We start from the raw sequence: 10,730 nt of genomic DNA on the forward strand, positions 1-10,730 counted from the left end.
GGGAGCGGCTACCGGCCGGCGGGTGTCCGGAGCAGATAGCCCAGCTCGAACCGGGTGGAGTCGACGCGGTCGTCGGGGTGATCGAGCTGCGCGATCTCCAGGCCCGCCCTGGCGAAGAGGGCGTCCCAGAACTCACGGCGTTCGAGCCGCTGCTCGGTCAGCGCGTGCAGCAGGAAGTACGGGTTGTAGTAGGCGCGGGCGAGCGCGTGGGCCATCGCGCGGCGGTCGTCGATCCGGTGGTCGACCTCCACCACCAGCCAGTGCGCCGCCGGATGCGCGTCCATCACCTTGCGCAGCAAGGCTTCCACGGCTGCCTCGCCGTCCTGCTCCAGCATTTCCTGCAGGACGAACGCGGTCAGGAAGCAGACGGAGCCGTCGCCGGGCAGGTCCGCGCCGAGCACGTCGGAGACGCGCCCCCGATGGATGGTGATCCGGTCGGTGAGGCCTTCCCGCTCGACACGTTCCGCCGCGAGCCCGCTGGAGACCGCGTCCGGCTCGAATCCCACCGCGCGCAGCCCCGGGCGGGCCTTCACCAGTTCCACCAGGAACGCGGCGTCACCACAGCCGAGGTCCACGATCGTCGGCGCCGCGGTGGGCAGCGTGTCCAGCAGCCGGTGGGCCATGGGGAGCACATCGATCATGCTCATCCCGCACGATCCGGCGCCCACCTCGGCGCCGTCGCGATCAGCCCACGGTGCCCCGTCCTTCAGCGTCGCGCCGAGCTGGGCGAACGTTCCGGCGTACCCGCCGACGAGCAGCGTGTACCACGGCCGGAACTCGGCGAGTTCCCGTGCTTTCGCCGTCAGTGCCCAGCCCGCGTCCTCGGCGAGATAGCCTTCGTTGGCCAGGTAGTGGCACAGCACGCCGAACCGGTCGGCCGCCAATCCGTGCCGTGCGGCGAGATCCTCGGCGGAGAGACCGGGCTGGGCCAGCAGCGTGTCGTAGACGCCCGAGTCCATCAGGGCGTGCAGTGCGTTGGCGAGCGCCAGACCGCGGATCGGCTCGAGCGCGTCGACGAGGCGAAGTTCGAAATCCGGGGTGACCATGGGGTCCTTTCTGGGGTGTTCCGCCTTCAGAGCGCGGCGGGCTGGGGGTCGAGCGTGCTGAGCGCGTGGGTCGTCGCGGCGAGGTCGTCGGCGGTGCCGACGGTCACGCGCAGCCATCCGGGCAGTCCGAGGACGTCGCAGTGCCGGACACGGACGCCGTGCTGCAGGAGCCGGTCGGCGACCTCGGCCGCGGAAAGCGCATTCCCGCAGCACGCGACGACGAAGTTCGTGTGGGTGTCGCGGACCTCCGTGAACACCGGCTGTGCGGCGAGTTCGGCGACGTAGCGCGGCCGCGCCGCCAGAACGTGGGTGCGGAAGCGACGCAGGTAGTCCTGGTCGTCGAGCGCGCCGTCGACCGCGTGCAGGGCGATCGAGTCGACGGACTGGAACCGCTGCCAGCCGCGCAGGGTCGCGATCAGGTCCGGGGCACCGATGAGCGCGCCAAGCCGGATCCCGGCGAGTCCGTACACCTTGGAGAAACTGTGGAACCGCACGACATTCCGGTGCCCGTCGAGGGTGACGACCGGGGCGGTCGCGAAGTCCGCGTAGGTGGTGTCGAGCAACATCAGCTCGGCGGCGTCGGCCACTTCGTGGATCCACTCCCGGCGGAACAGGTTCCCGGTCGGGTTGTGCGGCTGGGCGAGGAACACGACTCCGCCGGCGGCGACGTCGGCGGGTGCCGTCCGTGGCTGCCAGTCCGCGTCCAGTTCGAGAGGACGCGGTGTCCGGCCGAGCACGCGGGCGCGGCTGAGGTAACCGTCGAACCCCGGAGTGACGTACCAGGCGGCGCCTGCCGAGGTCAGCACCAGGTCGATCGCCTCGTCCACCCCGCCGGTGAGCAGCACCGAATCCGCGTCCACACCGTAATGCGCGGCGAGGCGCGCGGTGACCGATTCCAGGAGTCCGCGCGGATAACGATGGACCTCGTGCGCGTGTGCCCGAATCCGCTCAATGGCGGCAGGCGGTGGGCCGAACGGACTCTCGTTCCAGTCCAGCAGAATTGTCCCGGCCTGCCCGTCGGCCGCGATTATCGGCATAGGTAGTCCCTCGGAATAAAAAGCGAACAATGCGGATTTCCGGGGACGTTCCGCGCGCACCGGCCCTCCGGTCGCCGTCACCCGTACCGGGGAGATCGTCATGCAGCCAGGTGATCACCAAACCAACCTGGAGTGTCCGGTGCACTACGCGGCACGAAACAACGGGATTCCCCGTTGTGAGAATTTGTCAGCACCGCGCAGCCGCGAAATCGCGTATCCTGCGCGACCCATCGCAGATTCCCCATCGGTGACAATGAATGCACAGCCGGTGATCACCGCGGAAATCCACACACTTTCACGGGACCGCGGAATTCCAGCCCGCAATGAATTGCACAGCACGCAACGAAATGCGCCGGACCCGCGCGGGCTTCAGGAACCGGTGAACTTCCTGGCGCGCTCGCGGTGCCAATCCGCGACCGAACGCGCGTGCGCGCCGCTGATGTCCGTCCCCGGCAGCCCGGCCAGGCGCTCGATCTGATCGGCCCGGCCCAGATGCTCCCGGACGGCGTGTTCGCGGCAGGCCAGGCAGGTGACCCGCTCCGGGAGCGCGGAGGTCTTCGCACGCGGCACCCGCAGCCCACATCCCGTGGTGACCACACCGGGAAGGTCGCCGGCCAGCCCGAACGTCGACGCGACCATGCCGCGGACCGCGGCGTCGCCGTTCAGGTCCTTCCCGATGTGAACGTGAAGATCGATCTCGTCCACGCGCCCTCCTTCGCCGCGGCTGCCCCGTGGTCGACGGTAACCCGCCCCGGGACGGCAGGCGAAGCGCCGTTACCTGGCGAGCAGGGTCGTCAGTGCCTGCCGGAGGCCACCGTGGTCCGGCCGGGCCGGCTCGCGCCAGGCCACGAAGCCGTCGGGGCGGATGAGGCTGGCACCGGTGGCGGTGAGCCCGTAGGCAGCCAGGAACCGCTGTTCGGGATCCCGCAACTCGGCGCCGATGCGGTAGACCCGCAGGTCGATGCCGAGGTCGACGGCCACCGTCTTGGCGGCCTCCTCCCAGCCCTCGCCGTCCGGGCCGACGAGGAGCGACCAGGAATCCGTGCACAGTTCGGTGGTCGAGAACCGGTTTCCGTTGTGCTCCAGCCAGACGTGCGGTGCGCGCAGGCCGGGTTCGCCGGTGGCGGTCCGGGGGTCTTGGACGCTCGTGGCCGCCGAGGAGTCTTCGGCGTGGATGGCCGATGACGTGTAGCGGTAGCCGAAGATCATGGTGATGTCGTCGAGGGCCTGGTTGCCCTCGGCGCCGCCGGACGTGCGTGCCCGCAGCACGTTCATGGCGTGATCGAGCGTGATTCGCGCGACGGGACGGCGCTCCGCCTCGTAGCTGTCCAGCAGCCCGGCGCCGGCGTGTCCTTTCAGGACGGACGCGAGTTTCCAGGCCAGATTGTGCGCGTCGGCGATTCCGGTGCTGGCACCGTAGGAACCCGTCGGCGGTACGACGTGCACGGCGTCCCCCACGAGGAAGACCCGGCCCTCCCGGAAGCGGTGCGCGACCACCGCCCCGCCCCCGGCCGCGCTGTGCGCGACCTTCTCCGGCCGCCCCGGGACGGGCGGCAGCAAGGTGATGTCCACATCGGACAGACCGATCGCCTGGCGGGTCAGCTCGGCACAGCGCTCCTCGGTGAAATCCTCCGGGCGCTCCCCGATGGCGGGACCGTAGGCGAACCCAGTGGTCCAGCGGCCGGGCCCGACGGGCACCAGAACGGTCCCCGGCACCGGCTGGTCGAGGTAGGCCAGGATGAACCGGCGGTCCCGGACGGCCTCGGTCAGGTCGGCTTCGAAGACGATGTACGAACCCCGCACGGGCGGCAGCAAGGTATCCGCGCCGATGCCGAGCGTCTCCCGGATCCCGGCACGATGGCCGTCCGCGGCGACGAGATAGGACGCGTCGATCCGGTACTCCGCTTCGCCGTCCAGCTCGCGGACAACAGCGGAGACACCGTCGGCGCCGGCATCGAAGGACAGCATCCGGGTGCCGAACCGGATGTCGGCGCCCGCCTCCGAGGCGCGGACACGCAACAGCCGCTCCAGCTCGTCCTGATCGATCGCCGCCCAGTCCGTCGGGCTGACCCCGGCAGGCGACTCGACGTGGGCGGCCAGGTCGACGCGGAAGCGCTCCTCGCCGTTCAGGGTGTCGGCGCCGATCATCTCCGGGAAGTCGGCCAGATAGGACCGCCGCTCCCGGATCTCCTCCTCCAGGCCGTAGCCGCGGTAGATCTCCATCGTGCGCGGGTTGAACGCCCGCGCCTTGGGCATGATCGACTCGGTGGGATGCCGCTCGACGAGCGTCGATCGGATTCCTTGCCGGGCAAGGAACAACGCCGTGGACAGACCGGAGACGCCCCCTCCCACGATCAGCACGGACGTCCTGTGGTCGCGCGGCTCGGTCATCGCTTCGGCGTTCCTTCCCTCTCCCCTACGGTGCACCCTCCACGATCAACCATACACATACCTGTGTCAACCATTTACTTGATTAACGGCGCGCTTCCGCGGTCAGCGTGGGAGTGCGGCCAGCGCCTCCACCTCTACGAGGAGTTCCGGTTTCGCCAGTGCGGCCACCACGATCATCGAGTGGGCAGGCCAGTCACCGTCGGGGAACCAGCGGGTGAAGACCTCCCTCATCGCCGCGCGATAGCCCGGCAGGTGCTCGGTGCTCGCCACCATGCTGAACACCTTCACCAGCTGCCGCGGTCCGGCGCCCGCCGCCTCGAGCAAGCGCTCGATGTTGGCGTACACCGCCTCGGTCTGCGCCGTCACGTCCTCACCGGCGAGACCACCTTCGGGCAGTACACCGATTTGACCCGCCATCACCACCAGCTCGTGATCGGCGGGTACGTGCGCCAGATGGCTGTACGCCCCGAGCGGTGCGGCCACGGTATCGGGGTTCCAACGCCGGATCATGGTTCCTCCTCGATCGTCCACGGCGACTTCAGTTGCCTAGCACAGTCTTCCCGCGGACATGGCGGCTTCCTACTCGGTTCGTGCGCTGCCGGGTGTCACGCGGGCGACGCCGAGAGTCCGTGTTCCACGGCATCGAAGGCCTGGTTGACCCGCCGACGATGCGACGTGGCGAGTTCGCCGAGGTCCTCTCCGGCCAGCCGGCGTCGCACCGTCTCGACGGCGACCGTCCGATACGCGGCGACGAGCAGGGCCGCGGCCAGCCCGCCGTCCCCGGCGAAACTCGCGTCCGCGTCGAGTTCGGCGGCCAGCTCGGTCTCGATCTCGTACGCGAACGTTCGGAGCCGCCCGATCAACGCGGGCGAAGCCGCGATGGTCCGCATGATCGGTTCGAGGTCCCCGCCCAGGCCCGAGAGCACGTGCCGCTCCTCGCCGAGGGCGAGGACTGCCCGGCGAAGCGCCTCGACGGCACCGACGTCATCCCCTCGTTCGCGGATCGCGGCCCGCACGACGTCGATGACGTCGGGAAGACGGTCGAGCAGGAGATCCTCCTTCCGCTCGAAGTGCGCGAACACCGTCACCTTCGACACCCCGGCGGCCGCGGCGACCTCGGCGATCGTGACGTCGTCGAAGCCGCGCTCCAGGAACAGTTCGCTCGCGATCGCGGCGATACGCGCTCGCGTCTTCGCACCGCCCCGATCCCCGCGATTCGCCATGGGACACCCTTCTCCTTCTCGTGCTATATTTACCCGGTAAGCTTACCGAGTAAGGTAACTAGGTAAAGCCACTGACCGAGGGTAAGGGGTGCGCCATGGAGCGGACTGATGTGATCGTCGTCGGAGCGGGGCCGGTCGGCCTGTGCCTCGCCGGCGAGCTGGCACTTCGCGGAGTGCGGGTGACGGTGCTGGAGCGGCTCCGGGAGCCGGACCCGACGATCAAGTCCGGTTCGGTCAACGTCGCCAGTGCCGAGATCCTGGACCGGCGCGGCCTGCTGCCCGCCGCGGAGGAGTCGCATCGCCGGCGCATGGAAGCCGCCGGGTTCTCGGGCGGCAAGCTGGGCCGCACGGTGCGCGAGCTTGTGGACGCGGCGACGGAGACGACCCGCCGGTTCCCGGTCACGGGGCATTTCGCGGGGATGCTGTTCCGGGCCGATCTGGTCGATCAGAACGATCCCGTGCTCGCCGCGCACACGGCGGTGGCCAACGGCATCGCGGTGCCGCAGCACGACCTCGAACTGCTGCTCGCGGAATACTGCGCCCAGCACGGCGCCGAGATCCGGCGCGGCGTCGAAGTGCACGGGGTACGCGGTGACCTGTTCGGCGACGCTGACGTCGTGGTCGAGACCAGTGCGGGCGAGTTCACCGCGGGATGGGTCGTCGCGGCCGACGGCGGCCGGAGCGTACTCCGCAAACAGCTCGGCATCGACTTCGCCGGCACCGACCCCGAGATGGTGGGATATCAAGCCATCGCGGACTTCGACGACCCGAGCGAGCTGCGCCGCGGGTGGAACTGGACGCGGGGTGGCGTCTACGCCTACGGGCCGATCCCCGGCCGGATCCTCGTCGCGCGGTTCGGACCGCAGCCGGAGGACAAGAACGCTCCCGTCACGCTCGAAGAACTACAGCGCACTGTGCGAGAGGTCACCGGGGTCCCGGTGACCATCGAGAAGATCCACGGCCGGGCGACCCGGTGGTCCGACAACGCCCGGCAAGCACGTTCCTACCGGCAGGGCAGGGTGTTCCTCGCGGGCGACGCCGCCCACGTGCACTCGCCGTTCAGTGCTCAGGGCCTGAACCTCGGTCTCGGCGACGCGGTGAACCTCGGCTGGAAGCTCGCCGCGACCATCAAGGGCTGGGCGCCGGCGGGACTGCTCGACACGTACCAGACCGAGCGGCACCCGATCGGCGCGTGGGTGCTGGACTGGACGAGGGCGCAGGTCGCGCTCCTGCGTGGCGACGAGCGCACCGCGCAGCTGCGGAAGGTCGTCGGCGAGCTGTTCACCGTGCCCGGCGCGACGAACCGCATGATCGCGCTTTCCTCCGGGCTCATGCAGCACTACGACGTCGCCGAGGACGCGGACGCACCGGTCGGCTCGATCGCCGGGGACGTCGAACTGGCGTCCGGTGGCCGGCTCGCGGACCACGCCCACGACGGCCGCTTCGTGCTCGTCGACCGCTCATCCGACGGCCGATTCGCCGACTCGGTGCGTCAGCTCGAAAGCAGGGTCGCGTATGTCGCGGACCCCACTCCCGATGCCTCACTGCCGAGCCTGCTCGTGCGACCGGACGGGATCATCGCCTGGGCGGACACCCGGAATCCGGAGCGCTCGGACGACACTGTGCGGAAGCTGCTCGACGCCGCGCTCCTGCGCTGGGCCGGGCGATGATCGGGCTTGCGGTGACGCTGCGCCGCGCCAGCCCCCACACCGCCAACGCGGACAGCGAGTAGACGGCGCCGGCACAGCAGGAAGCCCACCATCCCCAGGAACTGTAGGCCCAGGTGGTCGTGACCGCGCCGAACGCGGATCCTAGGGAGTAGAAGGCCATGTAGGCACCGATGACGCTGCTGGCGCGGCTCGGATGTGCTGTGGTCAGCAGATGCTGGCTGCTGACGTGCACGGCCTGGACCGCGAAGTCGGCCAGCACGATGCCCGCGATGAGAAACCAGAGGGTCGGCCCGCCGGTCTGGGCGATGAGCAGCCAGGACGCGGTGAGCAGCACCAGTGACCACCCGCTGATCGCCTGCGCGCGACCGCCGTCGGCCCATTTTCCTGCGTGGGCGGCGCCGAGCGCACCGGCGAGGCCGGCCAGCCCGAAGAGCCCGATTTCCGTGGTGCCGAAGCGCCAGGGGCCGGCGCCGAGTGGAAGCGAAAGCCCGCTCCAGAGCGTCCCGAAGGAGGCGAAGAGAAAGAAGGCGATCAGACCCCGGCTCAGAAACAGGCGATCCGTGAGCACGAGACGTCCCATGGACGCCAGAACCCGGCCATATCGCTCGCCGCTCGTCCTGGTGTCAGCCTGGAGCCCGGCCCGGACGACGACGGCGAGCACCAGGCAGAGCACGGCCAGCAGCACGTACACCGCGCGCCAACCGAGGGTGTCGCCCAGCACACCGGCGAGGACACGGACACCGAGGATGCCGATCACCACTCCCGACGTGACCGCGCCGATGTTGCCGCCCCGCTCGGCAGGCGCAGAAACGGCGGCGACGTAGCCGACCGTTATCTGCACGACGACCGCGAACACACCCGCGGCCGCCAGCCCGATCGCCGCGAGGACACCGTTCGGCGCGCCCGCCGCCGTCGCGGCTCCCACTGCCGTGAGCACCAGATGTCCGGTGATGAGCCGGCGACGGTTCACCATGTCCCCGAGCGGCACCAGCAGGACCAGCCCGGCGAAGTAACCGATCTGCCCGGCGGCGACCAGCAAGCCCAGCGACCCCGGAGCCAGGCCGAGGTCGTTGCCCACCGCCTCCAGCACCGGCTGTATCGCGTAGATCGTCGACACCGCGACGGCGCACACCAGCGCCAGGACCAGCCGCTGCGATCTCGTGACTCCCGCCACCACGCATCCCCAATCGGTAGCACTATGCAACCATGTCAGCGTAGGCAGCGTTGGTTTCAAATTGCAACCGATCGGAGGTGTGCCCATGACCACGATGCCCGGCCGGGGCCGCGACTGGACCGACCCCACCTGCCCCGTCGCCCGGACGATCGACCTAGTGGGCGACAGATGGAGCCTGCTGATCGTCCGCGACGCCATGGACGGCGCGGCGACGTTCACCGAATTCCAGCGACGGCTCGGGATCGCCAAGAACATCCTCACCGACCGCCTCCGCAAGCTCGTCGACCACGGAATCCTCGCGACCAGCACCGCCCCCGGCGGTAAGCGGCACATCTATGAACTCACCGAAGCCGGGCAGGATCTCTTCACCGCCATCGTGGCGTTGAGGCAATGGGGCGAACGCCACGCCTTCGGTGCCGATGAGCCGCATTCCGTACTCAAAGGCGTGGACGGCAAGGCTGTCGCCGAGTTGCGCCCCGAAAGCCGGGACGGCAAGTCGCTCACGGCGAAGACCACCCGAGTGTACAAAGTGGACCAGTCCTCATGAGGCGACGTCCGATCATCATGGAGCCGATGTCGTTGATGTGTCCTTTGTGGATGATTGTGTCGCGGCGGGGTCCTTGCGGGCGCTCGTGCGGACGTGACGGCCCCACGCCGTCGCGCCAAAGCGGATGAAAACCCTTACACGGCAAGAAAAAGTGCGTTCTTCAGGTTCACCCGGTAACTGTTCAGGCCATTGTGGTGGCTGTTGGTAGCCAGGGGTTTCCGGTGATGGCGTTGTGGAGGGCGGTGAAGATGTAGCTGCGGATGCGGAGCCAGGTGTGGGCGCCATGTTGGGTGCGCCAGCCGCCGGAGATTTTGAGTTGGGCTTTGATCATGCGGAGGTCGCGTTCGGCTTGGTTGTTGGTGAACGGGACTCGCAGGTCGCGGGCGAAGCGCAGCACTTGGTCCTGGTAGTCGCGTAGGCGTACCAGGAGGTTGCGGGTCTTGCTCTGTTTGCGGCCGGGGTCTGGTGGGTGTAGCAGTAGTCCGAGGTTGACGGTGCGGACGAACCTGGAGACGAGCGGGTTGAGGACAGGGGCGGGGATCGCGGTGTGGCCGGTGTCGCGTGCGGCGGGTGCGGCGTCGTTGAGTTGTTCCAAGGTTTTGATCGCGATCAGCGGCCAGGTGTGCTCGGGGTGGGCCTCGCTCGCGGCGACCAGTTCGCGCAGGTGGTGGGCGTTGCAGCGGGCGTGGGTGCGTCCGTAGTCCTGATAGGACAGCCATTCGTCGTGAACGATGACGCCGGGGAAGCCGCGCAGGATCGGAGAATTCGTCCATCGCTTCGCCGCCGCGCAGCCGGTGGGGCAGGTAGGCGGTCAACGTGGAGGTGCAGGCGGTGTGCAGCCACCAGCGTTTGCCTTCGACACGGATACCGGTTTCGTCGAAGTGCGCCACCGGCGCCGCCCGCAGCTGCCGGACGACGCATGCGGCGAAGTCGTCCAGCCCGACCGGAACGTGCTGATACGTCAGCAGATAGACCGCCAGCGCGGCCACGTTCGGCCCGTAGCACGCCGGCGCAGCGCCTCCCGCGGCGCGGTTGCGGTGGTGACATGGCCGCACCCACGGCACCGCAACCGGCGCAGACGATGCTCGGTCACCGACGGCCGCACCGGTGGCAGATCCACGACCTGACGACGGACCACTCCGACATCACCTGCTCGCCGCAACCCCGCACCGCACCCCGCGCACGCCGAGGGCACGTGATTGACGATCGCGTCGGGGTTCTCGACCACCGACAGGTTCGCTCCAGGAGCACTGGGTTGCTTACCCTGCCTGCGTCCAGTCTTGCCACGCAACGACTTCGGTGCCGGTTTGCCGAAACGATCAGCCGACGGCGGCATCGACGAGTTCCCCGAGTTCGACCCGAGACGACGCTTCAACTCAGCGAGCTCATCACGCAAAGCGGCGATCTCCCCACGCGCACGCGCAAGCTCCACCGCCTGCGCCGCCACCAGCGCGGCCAGCTCGTCATACGACGGCTGAACACCCTCTCCCACAACAAGATCATCCCACAAACCCCTCCACAGCAAGCAAAGGGCCCTGAATAGTTACTTCACCCGATCGATAGCACACATGTTCGATCGGGCGGCGTATCGTGGAGGTATGTCAGTCGACAGCAGCACCCAGGCATCGCGCACCGAGTGGTG

The 10,730-nt window shown here is 68.9% G+C and carries 11 protein-coding genes and 1 pseudogene; 2 read left to right on the forward strand and 10 right to left on the reverse strand.

What is annotated here, in order from left to right; genetic code table 11:
- Nucleotides 1–8 precede the first annotated feature (8 nt).
- From ACFWX1_RS37425 to ACFWX1_RS37450, 6 genes are all read right to left on the reverse strand, one after another.
- Nucleotides 9–1,046: a hypothetical protein gene (locus ACFWX1_RS37425; protein ID WP_378394559.1), complete on the reverse strand. Its 1,038-nt coding sequence runs from the start codon at nt 1,044–1,046 to the stop codon at nt 9–11.
- Nucleotides 1,047–1,072: 26 nt separating this feature from the next.
- Entirely contained in the window at nt 1,073–2,083 is a 1,011-nt protein-coding gene (locus ACFWX1_RS37430; protein WP_378394560.1) for a pyridoxal phosphate-dependent aminotransferase, read from the reverse strand.
- A gap of 369 nt (nt 2,084–2,452) precedes the next feature.
- Nucleotides 2,453–2,788, reverse strand: a complete 336-nt coding sequence (locus ACFWX1_RS37435; protein ID WP_378394561.1) for a hypothetical protein — start codon at nt 2,786–2,788, stop codon at nt 2,453–2,455.
- A gap of 69 nt (nt 2,789–2,857) precedes the next feature.
- Complete coding sequence (locus tag ACFWX1_RS37440; RefSeq protein WP_378394562.1) at nt 2,858–4,474, reverse strand: FAD-dependent oxidoreductase; 1,617 nt, start codon at nt 4,472–4,474, stop codon at nt 2,858–2,860.
- Between the two features lie 102 nt (nt 4,475–4,576).
- Nucleotides 4,577–4,984 carry a RidA family protein gene (locus tag ACFWX1_RS37445; protein WP_378394563.1) on the reverse strand — a complete coding sequence of 136 codons (408 nt, stop codon included), beginning with the start codon at nt 4,982–4,984 and terminating at the stop codon, nt 4,577–4,579.
- Nucleotides 4,985–5,079: 95 nt separating this feature from the next.
- Nucleotides 5,080–5,697: a TetR/AcrR family transcriptional regulator gene (locus ACFWX1_RS37450; RefSeq protein WP_378394564.1), complete on the reverse strand. Its 618-nt coding sequence runs from the start codon at nt 5,695–5,697 to the stop codon at nt 5,080–5,082.
- A 95-nt stretch (nt 5,698–5,792) separates the two neighbouring features.
- Between ACFWX1_RS37450 and ACFWX1_RS37455 the strand changes: the two genes are divergently transcribed.
- A complete protein-coding gene (locus ACFWX1_RS37455; RefSeq protein WP_378394565.1) occupies nt 5,793–7,367 on the forward strand; it encodes an FAD-dependent oxidoreductase in 1,575 nt (524 codons plus the stop codon).
- Here the strand turns inward: ACFWX1_RS37455 and ACFWX1_RS37460 are convergent.
- Nucleotides 7,273–8,541 carry an MFS transporter gene (locus tag ACFWX1_RS37460; protein ID WP_378394566.1) on the reverse strand — a complete coding sequence of 423 codons (1,269 nt, stop codon included), beginning with the start codon at nt 8,539–8,541 and terminating at the stop codon, nt 7,273–7,275. The two genes, ACFWX1_RS37455 and ACFWX1_RS37460, sit on opposite strands and share 95 nt — an antisense overlap.
- Nucleotides 8,542–8,626: 85 nt before the next feature.
- Here ACFWX1_RS37460 and ACFWX1_RS37465 point away from each other — a divergent pair, with 85 nt between their 5' ends.
- Nucleotides 8,627–9,088 carry a winged helix-turn-helix transcriptional regulator gene (locus ACFWX1_RS37465; RefSeq protein ID WP_378394567.1) on the forward strand — a complete coding sequence of 154 codons (462 nt, stop codon included), beginning with the start codon at nt 8,627–8,629 and terminating at the stop codon, nt 9,086–9,088.
- 181 nt (nt 9,089–9,269) lie between these two features.
- Here ACFWX1_RS37465 and ACFWX1_RS37470 read toward each other — a convergent pair whose 3' ends face one another.
- From ACFWX1_RS37470 to ACFWX1_RS37480, 3 genes and pseudogenes are all read right to left on the reverse strand, one after another.
- A complete protein-coding gene (locus ACFWX1_RS37470) occupies nt 9,270–9,845 on the reverse strand; it encodes a transposase (RefSeq protein ID WP_378394568.1) in 576 nt (191 codons plus the stop codon).
- 16 nt (nt 9,846–9,861) lie between these two features.
- Nucleotides 9,862–10,152: pseudogene (locus ACFWX1_RS37475) on the reverse strand (transposase); the annotation flags it as partial.
- Nucleotides 10,050–10,580, reverse strand: a complete 531-nt coding sequence (locus ACFWX1_RS37480) for a DUF6444 domain-containing protein (RefSeq protein ID WP_378394569.1) — start codon at nt 10,578–10,580, stop codon at nt 10,050–10,052. The gene ACFWX1_RS37480 and the pseudogene ACFWX1_RS37475, both read right to left, overlap by 103 nt.
- Between the last annotated feature and the right edge of the window lie 150 nt (nt 10,581–10,730).

Origin of the sequence: Amycolatopsis sp. NPDC059021 (assembly GCF_042739895.1) — a bacterium.
GTDB lineage: Bacteria > Actinomycetota > Actinomycetes > Mycobacteriales > Pseudonocardiaceae > Amycolatopsis.

Excerpts from the sequence above, each read along its gene's own strand:
- ACFWX1_RS37445 (WP_378394563.1), bottom strand. The coding sequence starts at position 4,984 with ATGATCCGGCGTTGGAACCCCGATACCGTGGCCGCACCGCTCGGGGCG.
- ACFWX1_RS37430 (WP_378394560.1), bottom strand. The coding sequence starts at position 2,083 with ATGCCGATAATCGCGGCCGACGGGCAGGCCGGGACAATTCTGCTGGAC.
- ACFWX1_RS37440 (WP_378394562.1), bottom strand. The coding sequence starts at position 4,474 with ATGACCGAGCCGCGCGACCACAGGACGTCCGTGCTGATCGTGGGAGGG.
- ACFWX1_RS37465 (WP_378394567.1), top strand. The coding sequence starts at position 8,627 with ATGACCACGATGCCCGGCCGGGGCCGCGACTGGACCGACCCCACCTGC.
- ACFWX1_RS37455 (WP_378394565.1), top strand. The coding sequence starts at position 5,793 with ATGGAGCGGACTGATGTGATCGTCGTCGGAGCGGGGCCGGTCGGCCTG.
- ACFWX1_RS37425 (WP_378394559.1), bottom strand. The coding sequence starts at position 1,046 with ATGGTCACCCCGGATTTCGAACTTCGCCTCGTCGACGCGCTCGAGCCG.
- ACFWX1_RS37450 (WP_378394564.1), bottom strand. The coding sequence starts at position 5,697 with ATGGCGAATCGCGGGGATCGGGGCGGTGCGAAGACGCGAGCGCGTATC.